The organism is Deltaproteobacteria bacterium (genome assembly GCA_016875395.1).
Lineage (GTDB): Bacteria > Myxococcota_A > UBA9160 > UBA9160 > UBA6930 > VGRF01.
Genome location: VGRF01000002.1, coordinates 289,590 through 306,199 on the forward strand (window position 1 = coordinate 289,590; position 16,610 = coordinate 306,199).

Below are 16,610 nucleotides of genomic sequence, written 5' to 3' on the forward strand. Positions count from 1 at the left end.
ATCGCCCGCGCGTAGCGCTGCGTTCGTGGCTCGCGCTCGACGGTGGAGGAATGAGCATGCTTCTGGTCCCCCGGCTCTCGCTAGCGGCGGCTCTTGCCGCGCTCGCACTCGCTTCTGCGCAAGCGCAGGAGGCCGCCGCGCCCGCGGCTCCCGCCGGCGAGGTGGAGGAGCTGATCGTCACCGGCACCGCGGCGACGGATCGCACCGCGCTCGACAGCCCCGTGCCCGTCGACCTGATCAGCGGCGAAGACCTCGCGCGCACGGGCGCGGTGGGCGACGAGCTCGGGCAGGCGCTCGCGGTCGCGGCGCCGTCGTTCAACTTCCCGCGCCAGTCGAACTCGGGCACCTCCGACCACGTGCGCGCGGGGCAGCTGCGCGGCCTCTCGCCCGATCAGCTGCTCGTGCTCGTGAACGGCAAGCGCCGCCACGGCTCGGCGGTCGTGAACTCCGAGACGAAGATCGGGCGCGGCACCGCGGCGGTGGACTTCAACACGATCCCGCTGGCCGCGGTCGAGCGCGTCGAGATCCTGCGCGACGGCGCGGGCGCGCAGTACGGGAGCGACGCGCTCGCCGGCGTGATCAACGTGCTGTTCGACGAGGATCCCGACCGCACCGAGATCGAGGTCACGACGGGCGCGCACTTCACGCACCACGAGCCGACGGGTCGCGACATCAGCGACGGCGAGACGTTCACGCTCAACGCCAGCACCGGCTTCGCGCTGCCGAACGAGGGCTTCCTGCGTATCGGCTTCGAGCTCGAGAACCGCAACAAGACCAACCGCGCTGGCTTCGACGACGTGCCGTTCTTCGAGGACCCGCTGAACGCCTATCTCGCGGGGCGCCGCAACTACACGATGGGCGACCCGAAGACCGACGCGTACGGCGCGTGGTTCAACGGCGAGCTGCCTCTCGCGGAAGGCAGCCTCTACGCGTTCGGCACGATCAGCCACCGCGAGTAGCGCGGCGGCGCGGCCTTCTACCGCTACCCGATCAGCTCGCAGAACGAGCCGAGCATCTACCCCGATGGCTATCGCCCGCACACGCGCGCCGACGATCTCGACTTCGCGCTCACGGGCGGATCTTGCGGGCTGGGCGGCCGACACGAGCGTCGGCTTCGGCCGCGACGAGCTCGACTTCGGCGTGTCGAACTCGCTGAACCCCTCGCTCGGCCCCGCGAGCCCGACGCGCTTCGATTCCGGCGGCTACGAGTTCGGGCAACTCGCGCTGAATGCGGACGCGACCCGGGAGTTCGCGGTTGGCGCGCTCGACGGCCCGCTCACGGTCGCCGTCGGCGTCGAGTACCGTCGCGAGATGTACGAGACGAAGCGCGGCGATCTCGAGAGCTACGTCGCCGGCCCCGTGGTCGGGAACTCCATCGGCGCGCAAGCGGGCCCCGGACTAACGCCAGGCGATGAAGTCGACCTCGATCGCGACGTGGTCGGCCTCTACGTCGACCTCGCGGCCGAGGTGCTCCCGAACCTGCTCCTCGACGTCGCGGGCCGTTACGAGCACTACTCGGACTTCGGCAGCGAGGTCACCGGCAAGCTCTCGGCGGCGTTCACGGTGGGCGACGCCGTCACGTTCCGAGGCGCGGTCAGCAACAGCTTCCGCGCGCCCGGCATTCAGCAGAACGGCTTCAGCGACACATCCACCAACTTCGGGACTGCCGGCGCGCTCGTGCGCACGCGCACAGTGCGCCCCGACGACCCGATTGGGCAAGTGCTCGGCGCCGACGAACTCGACCCGGAGCAGTCCTTCAATGCGAGCCTCGGCGCGACCGCGCAGTTCGGGGATTTCTCCGCGTCCCTCGATCTGTTCCACGTTGCGATCGACGACCGCATCACGCTCTCGGAGCGCTTCTTCGGTCCCGGTGTGGAGGCGCTCGTTCAAGCGCTGCCCGGCGGTGCAGGCATCGAGTCCGTGCGCTTCTTCGCGAACGCCATCGACACCACGACGCAGGGAGTCGACGTGGTGCTCGGCTACGGCCACGAGGTCCTCGGCGGATCACTCGGGCTCGACGTGGCGTTCAGTTACGCCGACACAGAGATCGACTCGTTTCGCGATACGCCGAGCCAGCTCACGAACATCGATCCGACCTTCCGCCTCGTCGGCATCGAGGAGTCGAACACGATCCTCACGGCGGCGCCGAAGACCAAGCTCGTGATGACCGCGGATTGGGAGAACGAGCGCTTCGCGTTCTTGCTGCGCGCGAGCCGCTTCGGCAAGGCGCAGCGCGTGTTCAACTTCGGCGGCGGCTTCGAGCCCTCGCAGTGGTACGGCTCCGAGTGGCAGCTCGACCTCGAAGGCGAGTGGCGCGTGACCGAGATCGTCACCGTCGCGCTCGGCGCCGCGAACGTGCTCGACGAGTACCCGGATCGCTCGATCTACGACATCACGTACTTCGGGAATCTGCCGTACGACATCCTCTCGCCCGTCGGCGTGAACGGCCGCTACGTCTACGCGCGCTTGAACCTCAGCTTCTGAGCGCGCCGTTCTGCGCGCGCAGCTCTCCGTCGTCGACCAAGCGCCCGTGCGCAAAGGCGGCAGCGCCGCCGAGGCGCTGCGCGAGGCGCTCGCGCTGGCGGAGCGCTGCGATGCGCTCGGCTACGCGCGCTACTGGGTGGCGGAGCATCACAGCCTGCCCGGCATCGCGAGCACGAGCCCAGAGATCCTGATCGGGCAGATCGCAGCGCGCACCCGCGCGATCCGCGTCGGCAGCGGCGGCGTGATGCTGATGCACTACAGCGCGCTCAAAGTCGCCGAGAACTTCCGCATGCTCGAATCGCTCTTCCCTGGCCGCATCGACTGCGGCCTTGGGCGCGCGCCGGGCAGCGACCAGCGCACCGCGGCGGCGCTCGCGTACCCCGGCCAGCTGCGCAGCGTCCACCACTACCCGGAGCAGCTCGACGACCTCGCCGCGTTCCTCACGGATGAAATGCCCGCCGGGCACCCATTTCGCGGGATCCAGGCGAGCCCAACGCGGGACGGCGTGCCCGAGCTGTGGCTGCTCGGCTCTGGCATCGACTCGGCGCTGATGGCCGCCGAGCGCGGCCTGCCTTTCTCGTTCGCGCACTTCTTCGGCGCACACGCGGGCGGCGGCCCGAAGATCGTGGCCGCCTACCGCGACCGCTTCCGCCCCTCGCGCTGGCTCGCCGCGCCGCGCGTGCACGTGGGCGTGATGACGATCTGCGCCGAGAGCGAGGAGCGCGCCCGGTACCACGCCGCGAGCCTGCGGCTCTCGCGCCTCAACCTCGCCCGGGGCGTGAACACCGGGCTCGCAAGCCCCGAAGAGGCGCTCGCCTACCCGTACTCGCAGGCCGAGCTCGACTACCTCGAGAAGGCGGCGATGCCGGCGGTGGTCGGCGACCCCGGGCAGGTCCTCGCGGGGCTCGAGCGCGTCGCCGCCGACTACGCCGCGGACGAGCTCGGCATCGTCACGTTCTGCTTCGACTTCGCGGCCCGCGTCCGCTCCTACGAGCTGATCGCCGAGGCCGCACGGCTCGCGCCGCGAGGCTGAGCGCGTCCGCCGGAGAATCGCTCGCGATTCCGAGAGGTTACGCGAGCGGGGAGAGTGGTGGCCCAGGCCAGAATCGAACTGGCGACACCCGCATTTTCAGTCGGTCGCGGCGGGCCGAAGAAACGCTGAAACCACGGGAACTTGCGGGGTTAGATTCGCCCCGAGGGTAGTTGGAGGGGGCCACTCGGAGCGAAGTGGCCCCACGGTGGCCCCACCTCAGGCGCTCCGTGATTCCAGGTGCTTCGTCGCCCAGATCGACCCCGAGCACTGGAGTAGACGGCTACCTGTGTTTCTTGGCGCTGAACGAGCCGGTGCTCTTCGGCGGCCTGCTGCGCGCACTCATCCCCCATGAGCTCAAGGCGTTGGGTAATGGACTGCCGCTTCTCGACGTGCGCGTGTACACGCGCCCGGAGCAGCCGGCGAATCGGGCCGTGCATGACGTCCCGGGATCTCTCTCATGAGCGCAAGGCGAACGCCTGCGTGCGCTCGGCGTGCTGCGTGCCGACGAGGGTTAGGTGCGAGAGCGAAGACCCGGTGAGCGGACGGGAAGACATCCTGCGCGAAGCGCTGAGTGCATTCGAGCGCATCAAAGCCGACCCCGTGGAGATCGATCGCGCTCCACAGATCGCTCAGCAGGCGCACGACTTGCTGGCCCGCAAGACGCCGAGCTGAGAGCACGCCGGAGGGCCACCGCTCTGACTACCCAACAACCAGGCGACCGAGCCCGGCGGGGGGTGTGGGCGCCCACGGATCAACGCGGAGCTGCCCTGCAGCGAAGCGCTGATCACGAATACAATGTGGTCATCTATGGATGCGCGACGAGATGAGAACGGCCGCTTCCTCCGCGGGCCTGGACGACCCAAGGGGTCTCCCAATCGCATCACGGCGAACGTCCGCAGCATGATCGAGGAGGCGCTCGCGGCGGAAGGCGGCGTCGCCTACTTGCGCAAGCAGGCGCGAGAGAACCCACAGTCGTTTCTCGCGCTCGTCGGCAAGCTCTTGCCGAAGGATGTTCGGACGAAGACCGATCTCCCCACGGTCATCTTCCGAGACTACACGGGGCTAGGGGCCGAGGTCCTCAAGCGCGTGGACGCGGAGCTAAAGCGAGAGAAGGGTTCGGCACCCCGCGCGTAGTTTCGCCCGAGATGCTGCGCGTCGACCCCGACGAAGCCGACTGGACGCTCGGAAACTGCGCCATAACAACTGCTCCACCGAAGCCGACCAGCGAGATCGGGCGCTCGATAGGGGCGCCGACGGGAGACCCGCCGGCGACCGAATCTCGGCGCTCAGGTTGGCCCGTGCCCCGGGTCCAGCGGCGATCGGCGAACTCGCGCAGCCGACCAAGCGATCAGATCGTCAGCGCGTAGACGACGTGGCTCCCGTGCCACGCCGACTTCCGAGCGCTGTTCGCGCGGTCCTCAACGAGTTGCGCGAAGCCTCGGGCGGCCGCCTGCGCAGTCGCGAGCGCGTATCCATCGCGGTACGCGGCTCCCAGTGGCTCGCGTGGGTGTGCGGCCGCTCGGCCAGAAGCTCGCCGGCGAGTTGTTACTGGCGAAGCTGATGAACGGCGGCGCCTGGGTCGAGGCGGTGGGCGCGGTGCCGCTCGTCAGCGCGGTGCTCTCCGCCGCGGCGCATCACGACGCGGACACGAAGCTGCTCGGCTTCTTCGTGCGCAAAGAGGCGAAGAAGCACGGCAAGGGTCAGCAGATCGAGGGCGCGTTCAAGAGCGGCATGAGCGTCGCGCTCGTCGAAGACACCACGACGACGGGCGGCTCCACGCTCGAGGCGCAGGGCATCGTGCAGGCTGCCGGCGGCAAGGTGGCGCGCGTGCTCTGCCTCGTGGACCGCGGCGAGGGCGCCGCCGAGGCGTTCGCGGCGCGCGGCGTCGCGCTCGAGGCGCTGTTCACGCGCGCCGACCTGCCGGTGTGAGCTGCCCCGTCACGGGTAGCGCCCGAGCTCTCCACGGAGCGCCGCGCGCGCGCGATTGAGTCGCGAACGCACGGTGCCGACCGGCACGCGCAGCTGCGCAGCGATCGCCTCGTAGTCGAGCTCTTCGACCTCGCGCAGCGCGAGGATCAGGCGCTGCTCTTCGCTGAGGCGCGCGAGCGCCTCGTCGAGGAGGTTGCGCTGCTCGGCGCGCTCGATCTCCTGGTCCGCGCCGCACATCGTGCAGCTGCGGGCCCAGTCGAGCCCGCCGCGTTCCTCCCACTTGCGCCGACGCAGCTCGCTGCGACGCAGGTGGAGCGAGCGGTGCACCACGGCGCGCAGCAGCCAGGCGAGCACGTTCTCGGGCGCGCGCGGCGCGGCGGCGAGGGTGCAGAGCGCCTCCTGCACGGCGTCGTGCGCGAGGTCGGGATCTTGGAGGATTCGTTTGGCGATGCGCAGCAGGTGCGGCGAATGGCGCCACGCCGCGCGCGCGCGCGCGTCGGGCGTGTCGTCGCCGAGAGACTCGGCGAGGGCAGTCGTCATGGAGCACTTTCCAGGCTCGCGGCGCGGAAGCGCGCGAGCGGACGGCATGAATCGCGGGCAGGGCGCTCGCTGCGCCCGGCGCTGGAGGCGAATCAGCCGATGCTGGGCGGTGCGCGTGCGCGCGCGACGTCGAGCGCGTGGCTCGGACCGCCGAGCGCGATGCGCGGCGCGTCGCTGTGCGAAGCAGCGGGCGCCGCGACTGATGGTGCGGGGGGCGCCTCGTCCAGCGGGTTGCCGTGCAAGGGGCCGCACAAGGCGCAGGAGGCCTCGAGCGCGCTGCTCTCCGTGACGTCGTGAAGCGCGTGGCCCGCTGCATGTGCCGCGCGCAACGCGGGGAGCAGCGCGAACGCAAGCGCCAGCGCGAGTGAAATGACGTGACGGCGGAGAAGCATCTTCACGCCGATTAGTTCAGCGCTCGCTGTCGCGCAACTCGCAACGAACCCGAACCACCCGAGCGGCACTCGTCAGGCGATGCTCGAATGGCTCGTCGTCGGTGCCGGGATCCACGGCACGCTCCTCGCGCACCGCTTGCTCGCGTCGGGCCGCGTCTCGCGCGATCGCCTCCGCCTGCTCGATCCACACGACGAGCCGCTCTCCGCTTGGCGCTTGCGCGCGGAGACCGTGGGCATGCCGTTCCTGCGCTCGCCGTCGGTTCACCACCTCGCAGTTGAGCCCGGCGCACTCGTCGCGTTCGCCGCAGCGCGAGACCGCGGCTCCGAGTTCATCGGGGCCTATGGGCGCCCTTCCACCGCGCTGTTCGCGGCACACTGCCGCGACCTCGTGATGCGCGAGAAGCTTTGCGAGGTCTGCGTGCGAGCTGAGGCGCGCGGGTTGACGCGCAGCGCGCGCGGCTTCCGAGTCGAGACGACGAGCGGTGCGCTCAAAGCGCGCAACGTCCTGGTCGCCCACGGGCGCAGCCGTCTCACGCGCCCCGCATGGACGCGCGAGCTCGCCGCCGCCGGTGCGCGGGTCGCCCACGTGTTCGAGCCGGGCATCGACGCGGCCCTCGCGGGCGCGCAGCGGATCGCAATCGTGGGCGGAGGCATCACGGCGGCGCAGCTCGCCGTACGCCTCGCCGAGCGCGCGCAGCTGACCGTGATCGCGCGTCACCCAATCCGAGAGCACGACTTCGATTCCGACCCGGGCTGGCTCGGGCCGCGGCACCTCGCCGACTTCGCGCGGCTCCGCGATCCCGAAGAGCGCCGCGCCCGGATCCGCAAGGCGCGCAATCGCGGCTCGCTCCCGCGCGACGTCGCTCTCGCGGTCGACCAGGCGCGCACGCGCAGCGCGCTGGACTGGCGGAAAGACGAAGTGCGCTCCGCGGGCTTCGCCGGTGGCACGATCGCACTCGACTGCGCGAGCGGCGCACGTCTCTCGTGCGACGCCGTCGCCCTTGCGACCGGATTCGCGCCCGAGCCGGCGCGCGATACGTGGCTCGGCGACGCAGTCGACGTGCTTGGCCTCCCGTGCGCACCCTGCGGCAGCCCGCTGGTCGACGGCGCACTGCGCTGGGCGCCGGGCCTTTTCGTGAGCGGCGCCCTCGCGGAGCTCGAGATCGGGCCCGCCGCGCCGAACATTGCGGGAGCGCGCATGGCGGCAGAGCGAATCCTCGCAGCGCTCTGAGTGCGAACTCGGCTGCCGCGAGCGGCACTCCTTGCGCATGTCGAATCAACCCGCTCGCCGACTCCCTGTCACGGTGCTCTCTGGCTTCCTCGGCGCCGGCAAGACGTCGCTGCTCAATCACGTGCTCGCGAACCGCGAAGGGATGCGCGTCGCGGTGATCGTGAACGACATGAGCGAGGTGAACATCGACGCGCGCTTGGTCGAGCGCGGCGACGCGAACCTGCACCGCACCGAGGAGAAGCTGGTCGAGATGAGCAACGGCTGCATCTGCTGCACGTTGCGCGACGACCTACTCAAGGAAGTGGCAGACCTCGCACGCGCCGGTCGCTTCGACTACTTGCTGATCGAGTCCACCGGGATCTCGGAGCCGGTGCCCGTCGCGCAGACGTTCACGTTCGAGGATGAGCACGGCGTCAGCCTCGGGCAGCTCGCGCAGCTCGACACGATGGTCACCGTGGTGGACGGGGCGAGCTTTCTGCGGGACTACCGCGCTTCGCAGACGCTCGCTTCGCTCGGCCAGGTGGCCGGCGAAGAGGACGAACGCACCGTCAGCGATCTCTTGATCGAGCAGGTCGAGTTCGCCGATGTGCTCGTGATCAACAAGCTCGATCTCGTCTCCGAGCGCGACGCCGACGAGCTCGCCGCAATCCTGAAGGCGTTGAATCCAGGCGCGCGGCAGGTGCGCGCCCAGCATGGCCGCGTTCCGCTTCCGGAGGTGCTCGGCACCGGCCGCTTCGACTACGAGCGGGCGGCCGCTTCGGCGGGCTGGATCCGCGAGCTCGAAGCCGAGCACGTGCCCGAGACGGAGGCCTACGGCATCTCGAGCTTCGTGTTCCGAGCGCGGGCGCCGTTCCACCCCGAGAGGCTCTGGGAGTTCTTCAACGCCGACCCTGCGTGGGGAACGGTGCTGCGCTCGAAGGGCTTTTTCTGGATCGCGTCTCGGCACCACCTCGTGTGGGAGTGGGCGCAGGCGGGCGGAGTCTCGTCGGCGCGGCCCATCGGAGGGTGGTTCGCTGCGACCCCGAGCGAGGAATGGGGCGACGAGCATCCCGACCGCGACTCGCGCTGGGATCCGATCTTCGGGGATCGCCAACAAGAGATCGTGTTCATCGGGCGACGCATGGACCGCGCGGGCATCGAGAAGCGCCTCGCCGAGTGCCTCCTCGATGAGGGCAGCGTCTACCTCGGATCGGATGCGTGGCGCACGCTCCCGGACCCTTTCCCGCGCCCGGAGCCGCCGTCAGAGGCTCACGCGAAGGACGCATGAAGCGATGACGGCGCCCGCGCTCGACCTCCTGCTCCGAGGCGGAAATCTCCTCACCAGCGCAGGGGTGACGCGCGCCGACATCGGCGTTCGCGACGGCAAGATCGTCGCGCTCGGCGACCTCGAGCTGGAGCGCGCGGCGCTCACCGTCAAGGCTGAGCACCTGCACATCATGGCCGGCGCGATCGACACGCAGGTCCACTTCCGCGAGCCCGGCCTCGAGCACAAGGAAGACCTCGCGACGGGCACTGCCGCGGCCATCGCGGGAGGCATCACGAGCGTGCTCGAGATGCCGAACACGCAGCCGCCCACCCTCGATGCCGCAGCCCTCGCAGACAAGCTCGCTCGCGCCAGCGGCCGCGCGTGGTGCGACCACGCCTTCTACGTCGGTGCGAGCCCGAGCAACGTCGACTCGCTCGCCGCGCTCGAACGGCTTCCTGGCTGTGCGGGCGTGAAGCTGTTCATGGGCTCCTCCACCGGCGGTCTGCTCGTTGCGGACGACGAGACGATCGCGCGCGTGCTCGCGAGCGGTCGCCGCCGAATCGCGGTGCACGCGGAAGACGAGGCGCGGCTGCGCGAGCGGCGCGCGCTGATCGGCGCGGGCGCGACCGCGGCCATGCACCCGGTATGGCGCGACGCGGAGACCGCACTGCGCGCGACGCAGCGCCTGCTCACGCTGGCCGAGCGCGCCGGGCGCCGCGTGCACGTGCTGCACGTGACCACTGCGGAGGAAGTCGCGCTGCTCGGGCGACACCGTGCGCTCGCGAGCGTCGAAGTGACGCCGCAGCATCTCACGCTGGCAGCGCCGCACTGTTACCAGGCGCTCGGGACGCTCGCGCAGATGAATCCGCCGATCCGCGACGAGCGCCACCGTGCTGCGCTTTGGGAAGCGGTCCGCGACGGCCGCGTCGACGTGATCGGCTCGGATCACGCGCCGCACACGCTTGCAGAGAAGGCACGCGCGTACCCGGAGTCGCCTTCCGGCATGCCCGGCGTGCAGACGCTCCTGCCGCTGCTGCTCGATCACGCCGCCACGGGCCGCCTGCCGCTGGCGCGCATCCCCGATCTCATGAGCGAGGGGCCCGCGCGCGTGTTCGGCATCGCGGGCAAGGGATTCCTGCGTGCGGGCTACGACGCCGACTTCTCGCTCATCGACCTCGCGGAGAGGTGGACGGTGGAGAAGAGCTGGCTGCGCAGCCGCTGCGGCTGGAGCCCGTTCGAGGGAATGAAGCTGACGGGCAAGCCGGTGATGACGGTGCTGCGCGGGCGGATCGCGATGCGCGACGGGGAGCTGATCGGAGCACCGACGGGAGAACCGCTGCGCTTTGCATGAGCGCCCTCCGGTCGTGCGCCGGCGGGGTGCCGCCGCGAGGGAACGCAGCCTCGCCGAACGGCACTCGCCCTAGCGATGGACGCCGCGCGACTGACGCTCTTCCTGCTGACGTCATTCCCGTACGCAAGCACGCAGCGTGTGCTCAGCGAGATCCGTCGTCGCTTCGCCACGTTGCAGTTGCAGGCACCGAGCCTGCCCGATCTCGCAGGCGCTGCGGTACTTCCGGTCGAGGCTCCGCCGTCAGTCGAGCCGGCAGTCCTGACGGAACAGTGGAGCGATCCTGGATTCCTCTCCGAGTGGCTGGGCCGTCCTGCACGCCTTGGGGGCGTGGTCGCGCTCCTCGATGCACACCGCATGCTCGGTGATCTCAGCTCGGACGACCGACTCGCAGATCGCGGATGGGCAGCGACTCCGTTCGACGGCCGAAGCGTCGCGGATCTCCTGGTCGAGCAGATCGAATCCGCGTCGATCGTCGTGCTGCTCGACCCCGACGATCGACTCGAGGCAACGCGACGCAAGGTGCGCGTGTTGAATCCGACGGCGCGGATCGCGTCGTGCAGCTCCGACGATCTCGAGCTGCCGCCCAGGCTGCTCTCCGTGGAAGCGACTCCTCACTCCGTGAGCACGCCTCCGTGGCTTCGCGCACTTCGCGGCGCGCCGCCCTGGCACGAGGGCTTTCGCGAAGGCCACTGCCTCGACTTCCGGAGGCGGCTGCCGTTCGACCCTGAGCGACTCGCTCGGTGGCTCGAGCGGCCGCTGCCCGGCCTCGTGCGCGGCAAGGGCTACCTGTGGCTGTCCGATCGCGATGACGAGCGAATCGGGTATTCGCGCGCGGGCTCGCTCCAGCGCACGTTCCAAGCGGGAGGTTGGTGGGCGAGCGCGGCGCCTGGACGCTGGCCTGCTTGTCCTACGCAAGCCGCCGATCTGCTCTCACGCTGGGATCCGCGCGTCGGCGACCGAGAGCAGCGGCTCGTGTTGATCGGCGATGACTTCGATCCCGTCGAGCTGGAGAGATCACTCGACGAGTGCTTGGTCTCCGACAGTGCACGCGGAGGCGTGTGGGGTCTCGGCAGCCACCCGGGCGGCGCGGCGTTTCACTAGCGCGACTCGCCCCGGAGCTGCGCATGCCTCGTAGCGCCGGACGCTGCGCAGCGTCGCCATCGCTGTCGTTGCCGAGGCATCGCGGCGGAACGTCGCGCACCCCACCGGCACAAGGCGCGGGAGGGAGATGCCATGCGGCGCGGGTCATTCATCTGGGCAGTTGCGTTTGCGGCGACGGCGAACGCGCAAGAGCCGCCGCGGAGCGAAGAGTCGCCCGGTCTCGACGAGACAGTCGAAGAGCTGATCGTCACCGCCCAGCGGCGCGAGCAGCGCGCAATCGAGGTGCCCGCGAGCCTGCACGTTCTTCCCGGCGACGCGCTCGCCGCTCGGGGCGTGCGGGACGTGCGAGACGCCTTTGCGGCGGTCCCGAACCTCCAGTTCAACATGCTCGGCGACGGCGGTGGTGGCACCGGCATCGCGATTCGCGGCGTTTCGGCGGCCGGCGTGTTCGGCGTGGATCAGGCCGTGGCGATCTACGTCGACGGCGTGTTGATGAACGCGGAGGGAGCTTGGAACCCGCGGCTCGTGGACGTAGACCGGGTCGAAGTTCTGCGCGGACCCCAAGGAACGCTCTACGGGCGCAACGCACTCGCCGGGGCGGTGTCGATCATCTCGGTGCAGCCGAATCCGGAACGGCTCGGCGGGTTCGCGGAGGCGACAGTTGGTTGGTTCGGAGAGTTCGGCGCGAGTGGCGCCCTGAACGTCCCACTCGGTGAAGCGGCCGCGTTCCGCGTCACAGCGTTCGGAGCGCAGAGCGACGGCTTCATTCGGAATCGCCTCGGTGGTCGCCGCTTCGGTGGCCTCGCGGAAGGAGGTGTGCGCGCACAGCTTGCCGTCGAACCGGCGGAGCGCTGGTCGTTGGCACTGGCCGCGGACTACGCGAAGGACGACGGACGCAAGTGGGGCGTCGGCGATCGGGTTCGCGTTGCCGACGAGCTCGCAGTCGACGTTGCGACGCCCTTCCTCAGTGAGCTCGAGAACTACGGCGCCGCGCTCACCGCGACGCGGGAGGGTGCCTGCTGCGCTGGGTGAGCATTTCCGCCTACCGCAAGACCGAGTCCGACGGCAGCGGCGGCGACTTCACCTCGTCGCCGTTCGTGAAGCAGGGCTACGCGCGTCGCAATCGTCAGCTGTCCCAAGAGCTTCGCGTGCATCGCGAAGGCACTCGTGGGGACTGGGTGCTTGGCCTCTACGCCTTCGGCTACGACGAAGAGCGTGTCGACTTTTTCGGCTTCACGGAGCTGACCCCCGCGGACACCTTCTTTCCCGGACAACCGGAGCTGCCGGCCGGTTATCAGGAGCAGTCGATTCCGGACATCGAGGCGCGCAGTGCATCGCTGTTCTCCGACGGCACTCTGCGCGTCGGCGAGCGCTGGGAGCTGACGGCCGGCCTCCGAGTGAGCTGGGACAGGCGCTGGATCCGCTACGACCACGCCGGGACGCTGCCGGGCTTCTCGTTCTTCGCACCGACGCTGCGCTTCACAGACTCGTTCGAGGAGACGACCGTCACGCCGCGGGTCGCCGTGCGCTACGCGGCCAACGACGCACTGAGCCTGTACGCAACGATTGCCCGCGGCCAGAAGGCGGCAGGCTTCAATCCGAGCTTCGCGTTCTCGTCGGACCTGCTTTACGACAAGGAGTCGGCGTGGAGCTACGAGATCGGCGCCAAGGGGATGGCGCTCGATGGCGCGATCGACTTCGCGCTGTCCGCGTTCTACTTCGATTGGCGCGACAAGCAGGCCTACTACTACAACGGCTTCTTCGTGACGATTCAGAACGCGCCGAAGGCGCGGTCCTACGGCGCAGAGCTCGAGCTCGCGTGGCGGGCGAGCGAGCGGTTGAGCATCGGCGCCCAACTCGGCTGGCTGCGAGCGAACTTCGTGCGTTTCGAGAACGCGGGCGACTCGAGCACGGGGTCGCCGGTGGACGCGAGCGGCTTCCGGCTGCCGCTCGCACCGCGCTTCAGCGGCAACGTCTTCGCGGAGTACGTGCTGCCCCTACCGCGCGAGATCTCGCTGCGCGGTCGCCTCGCCTACGACTTCCGATCGTCGTTCACCTTCGACGTGCTCGAGCGCTCGCGAACCGAAGCGGTGGGGCTGCTCGGCGCGACGCTTGCGCTCGAGCGAGGTCGCTTCGAGCTGTCGTTCGCGGCCGAGAATCTCGTCGACGAGCGCTACCTCGCGTACGCCTACTCGACCGATCGCGGGCTTCCTGCGGAGCCGCGGACGTTCCGCGGCAGCTTGCGCGTGCGCTTCTGACCCTCAGCGTCGCGCATCTCCGAAGCGCAGGCGCCACGACGCGAGCCAGAGCAGCGGAACGACGCCGATCGCGAGCGCGATCGGCGCGACGGAGGTCCAGCGCTCCGCAAGCACACCGCCGGCGCCCCAGCTCGCAAAGCCAGCAATCTGCAGCACCGAGTACTGCGCGGTGAAGTCGGTCCCCGCGGTCGAGCCACGCGCGCGATCCATCATCATCGCGTAGAGCGTCGTGGTGGAGAAAGCGACACCGAAGTGGGCGGCGGCGATGCAGGCGACGAGCGCGGATGGAGCGGGCGCTCCGCTCGCGAACGTGGCAAGGCCCGGCGCTAGCGAGAGCGCGAACACGGCACCCGCGGCGCGGAACGCCCGCTCGCGCGGACGGCCCCGCATCCATGCCCCCGCCGCCCCCGCCCCGCCGATCCCTGCCGCGCTCGAACAGACGCCGTACACGAGGCCGATCTGCGTGAGATCCAAGCCCGCGTCGACGAGCGCGCCCTGGTAGGGAACGCCGAACAGCCCGTAACCAAGACCGAAGCCCGCAAGCCACACGAGCCAGCGGCGCATCTCCCAGCCCCGGCCGATCGCAGCGAAGTCTGCGAGGCGCGCGCGGGGGAGGCGCGCCAGCGAATCGGGCTCCGAAGCTCGTGCCGCAAGGAGAAACGGAATCGCGTAGAGGGCCGCGACCCCATAACAAGTCGCGCTCCAGCCCCACAGTCCGACCCCCACCACGGCCACGCCTCCGCCGAGAAGGTTTCCCGCCATCTGCCCTGCATTCAGCGCCGCGTTGCCGTCGCCTCGCTCGTGTGACTCGAGCACCACGACCGCGAGACCGTGAGCCGCCGTATCGACCGTGGCGCAGAGCGTCGTCAGAAGGACGAGGAAGCCGATCCCGAGCGCGCGATCTCGGGCGATCACGTCGGAGACGTCGGCTGCGCCGAGTGCGCACACGAGGGCCGCAACACTGGGCAGCAGCGTGATCACCCAGCTCCGGTAGCGACCGAACCGCTCGCTTCCGAAGCGATCGACGAGCGGCGCCCACGCGAACTTGAAGGCCCACGGGAGGAAGGCGAGCGAGAGCCAGCCGATCTCTTCGAGCGAGGCTCCCGCACGGCGCAGCAGCACGGGCAGCGTGGTGTTGAGCAGCGCCATCGGTAACTGCTCGCCGAGACCGAGCGCGAACAACAACGCGAGCCGATCACGCCGCGTCCGTGGTTTGCGAGGCCGGTCGTCCACCGACGAGGCGAGGTGTTCGGCCATGATCCGAGCGGTGCCGACGGGAGAGCGCGAGTTCCTGCGCGACGGAACCTCCCGAGGCCGATCGGCACCCTCTGACTCGCCGACCGCGAGGATCGTCATGTCCCTCTCATTCGGGTTGTTCGTCAACTGCGGGGCACCCGAAGGACGAGACGACGCCGGCGTGCTCGATCTCGCCGTCGCGCAGGCGGATCACGCGGAGCGGCTCGGCTACGACCAGGTGTGGCTCACCGAGCACCACTTCATCCGCTTCGGGATCAATCCCTCGGCGCTCGCGTTCGCCGGGTACCTGCTGGGGAGGACGCAGCGGATCCGCGTCGGCACTGCCGTGACGCTCGCGCCGCTCTACCACCCGCTCCAACTCGCCGAGCAGGCAGCGCTGCTCGACCAGCTATCGAATGGCCGCTTTGACTTCGGGCTTGGGCGAGGCGGTTATCGACGCGACTTCGAGGAGTTCGAGATCGACTCGGCGCGCTGGGGCATCGAGGTCGAGAGGACTCTCAGCGCGCTCGAACGCGCCTGGGCGCCCGGTTCCGACGTTCTGCCTCGCCCGCGAACGCAGCCGTTCCCGCCGCTCTACGTGGCGAGCACGACGCCCGCTTCGCTCGACCGAGCCGCGCGTATCGGAGCGCCGCTACTCCACTACTTCGCGACACCGCTCGACGCGCGCGCGAAGGTCGAGGCCGCGTACCGCGAAGCGGCGCGAGCCGCGGAGGCTCCGCCGCAGCGCGGGCCGCACGTGCACAGCTTCGTATGCGCCGTCAGCGACGACGCGCCCGCAACGCGCGCTGCGATACGCGACTACCTCACGCGCTCCTTCCGAGACGGAGACCATCCGCACGTCGGCGGCGCGGCGAGCCGCGGACGCCACGGCCCCGAAGGAGCGCCGCGCGACAATGCCGCGCTCGCGAACGGCGTCGCCGACGCTGCGCTGATCGGGACCCCGGCCGAGCTCGTCCGCGCATTCGAGACGCTTCGCGACGAGCACGGCGTTCGCAACGCGGCGCTCTACGTGGAGCCGTGCGGGGAGCGCAGCGCCGTACTCGAGACCGTGTCGCGTTTCGCAACGGAGGTGATGCCGCGGCTGAGCGCGAGTCAGCGCCTTCGCGCCGACCACGCGCCGTAGATCAGCGAGCCGAACACCTTCTGCACCTCCTCGAAGCCGGCGCCCTCGAGGAGCGCGACGATGCGCGCTTCGTCGCGCAGGGCGGGATCGACGCCGATGCGCGCGAGCATGCCGTCGGCGAGCGTGGGCTCGATGCCGGACATCACCGCCTGGCGCCGCCACGAAGCGAGGAGGAGCTGCCGGTCCTGGCCCGCCGCGACATGCGCGTCTGCGGTGAAAAGCAGGCCCCCCGGGCGCAGCAACGCGGCGAGCTTCCCGAAGAACGCGGCAGCCGCATCGTCGGGCACGACGTGCTGCGACACGAGGATTGACGTAGCGGCGTCGAACGCGCGGGTCGGCACAAAGGCGTCGAGCGTCTCGGCCCGGAGCGCGATGCGCTCGCCCAAGCCTTCGTCCGCAACCCGGTGCGCGCAGTGCGCGAGCATCGGCTCAGCGGGCTCGATCGCGACGAAGCGTGCGTCCGGAAGCGAGCGCGCGAGCGCAAACAGCTCTTCACCCGTTCCGGCGCCGACCACGAGCACGTCGGACCGCGGAGGCAGTTGCGTGAGGAACGCGCGGCAGAGGCGGTAGAGCCCCTCGCGTCCGGGGATCGCCGCGTCGGCGCGCCGCGCGTAGTTCGCTGCCCATTCGCCGTCGTAAGTCGCCATGCTTCGTCTTCGTCCGAG

At 70.1% G+C, this 16,610-nt stretch carries 16 protein-coding genes and 1 pseudogene; 13 read left to right on the top strand and 4 right to left on the bottom strand.

The window, feature by feature from the left end:
• Window positions 1-56 precede the first annotated feature (56 nt).
• From FJ091_03120 to FJ091_03145, 6 genes and pseudogenes are all read left to right on the top strand, one after another.
• Window positions 57-2,484: pseudogene (locus FJ091_03120) on the top strand (TonB-dependent receptor).
• Window positions 2,485-2,494: 10 nt separating this feature from the next.
• On the top strand, window positions 2,495-3,517 hold the full coding sequence (locus tag FJ091_03125; protein ID MBM4382342.1) for an LLM class flavin-dependent oxidoreductase: 1,023 nt from the start codon (window positions 2,495-2,497) through the stop codon (window positions 3,515-3,517).
• 293 nt (window positions 3,518-3,810) lie between these two features.
• Window positions 3,811-3,978: a hypothetical protein gene (locus FJ091_03130; GenBank protein MBM4382343.1), complete on the top strand. Its 168-nt coding sequence runs from the start codon at window positions 3,811-3,813 to the stop codon at window positions 3,976-3,978.
• Window positions 3,979-4,051: 73 nt separating this feature from the next.
• The gene (locus tag FJ091_03135) at window positions 4,052-4,189 is read left to right on the top strand and encodes a hypothetical protein (protein ID MBM4382344.1); all 138 of its coding nucleotides are present in this window, start codon (window positions 4,052-4,054) and stop codon (window positions 4,187-4,189) included.
• Window positions 4,190-4,417: 228 nt separating this feature from the next.
• Complete coding sequence (locus FJ091_03140; GenBank protein MBM4382345.1) at window positions 4,418-4,651, top strand: hypothetical protein; 234 nt, start codon at window positions 4,418-4,420, stop codon at window positions 4,649-4,651.
• A gap of 360 nt (window positions 4,652-5,011) precedes the next feature.
• The gene (locus tag FJ091_03145; GenBank protein MBM4382346.1) at window positions 5,012-5,446 is read left to right on the top strand and encodes an orotate phosphoribosyltransferase; all 435 of its coding nucleotides are present in this window, start codon (window positions 5,012-5,014) and stop codon (window positions 5,444-5,446) included.
• Between the two features lie 9 nt (window positions 5,447-5,455).
• Here FJ091_03145 and FJ091_03150 read toward each other — a convergent pair whose 3' ends face one another.
• Both FJ091_03150 and FJ091_03155 read right to left on the bottom strand, forming a co-directional pair.
• Entirely contained in the window at window positions 5,456-5,986 is a 531-nt protein-coding gene (locus tag FJ091_03150) for a sigma-70 family RNA polymerase sigma factor (GenBank protein ID MBM4382347.1), read from the bottom strand.
• A 92-nt stretch (window positions 5,987-6,078) separates the two neighbouring features.
• Window positions 6,079-6,384: a hypothetical protein gene (locus FJ091_03155; GenBank protein ID MBM4382348.1), complete on the bottom strand. Its 306-nt coding sequence runs from the start codon at window positions 6,382-6,384 to the stop codon at window positions 6,079-6,081.
• A 73-nt stretch (window positions 6,385-6,457) separates the two neighbouring features.
• Here FJ091_03155 and FJ091_03160 point away from each other — a divergent pair, with 73 nt between their 5' ends.
• From FJ091_03160 to FJ091_03185, 6 genes are all read left to right on the top strand, one after another.
• Entirely contained in the window at window positions 6,458-7,609 is a 1,152-nt protein-coding gene (locus tag FJ091_03160; protein ID MBM4382349.1) for an FAD/NAD(P)-binding protein, read from the top strand.
• A 37-nt stretch (window positions 7,610-7,646) separates the two neighbouring features.
• Complete coding sequence (locus FJ091_03165; protein MBM4382350.1) at window positions 7,647-8,876, top strand: GTP-binding protein; 1,230 nt, start codon at window positions 7,647-7,649, stop codon at window positions 8,874-8,876.
• 4 nt (window positions 8,877-8,880) lie between these two features.
• Window positions 8,881-10,206, top strand: a complete 1,326-nt coding sequence (locus tag FJ091_03170; GenBank protein MBM4382351.1) for a dihydroorotase — start codon at window positions 8,881-8,883, stop codon at window positions 10,204-10,206.
• A gap of 327 nt (window positions 10,207-10,533) precedes the next feature.
• Window positions 10,534-11,307, top strand: coding sequence for a GTP-binding protein (locus tag FJ091_03175; protein ID MBM4382352.1), 774 nt, complete (start codon window positions 10,534-10,536; stop codon window positions 11,305-11,307).
• Between the two features lie 132 nt (window positions 11,308-11,439).
• On the top strand, window positions 11,440-12,339 hold the full coding sequence (locus FJ091_03180) for a TonB-dependent receptor plug domain-containing protein (protein MBM4382353.1): 900 nt from the start codon (window positions 11,440-11,442) through the stop codon (window positions 12,337-12,339).
• On the top strand, window positions 12,336-13,565 hold the full coding sequence (locus FJ091_03185; GenBank protein MBM4382354.1) for a TonB-dependent receptor: 1,230 nt from the start codon (window positions 12,336-12,338) through the stop codon (window positions 13,563-13,565). Before FJ091_03180 ends, FJ091_03185 begins: the two co-directional genes overlap by 4 nt.
• Window positions 13,566-13,568: 3 nt before the next feature.
• On the opposite strand, the gene FJ091_03190 is transcribed toward FJ091_03185, so the two are convergent.
• Entirely contained in the window at window positions 13,569-14,714 is a 1,146-nt protein-coding gene (locus FJ091_03190; protein MBM4382355.1) for an MFS transporter, read from the bottom strand.
• Window positions 14,715-14,919: 205 nt separating this feature from the next.
• Between FJ091_03190 and FJ091_03195 the strand changes: the two genes are divergently transcribed.
• Window positions 14,920-15,945: an LLM class flavin-dependent oxidoreductase gene (locus tag FJ091_03195; GenBank protein MBM4382356.1), complete on the top strand. Its 1,026-nt coding sequence runs from the start codon at window positions 14,920-14,922 to the stop codon at window positions 15,943-15,945.
• Here the strand turns inward: FJ091_03195 and FJ091_03200 are convergent.
• Window positions 15,915-16,592, bottom strand: a complete 678-nt coding sequence (locus tag FJ091_03200) for a class I SAM-dependent methyltransferase (protein ID MBM4382357.1) — start codon at window positions 16,590-16,592, stop codon at window positions 15,915-15,917. The genes FJ091_03195 and FJ091_03200 overlap by 31 nt on opposite strands.
• Window positions 16,593-16,610 lie beyond the last annotated feature (18 nt).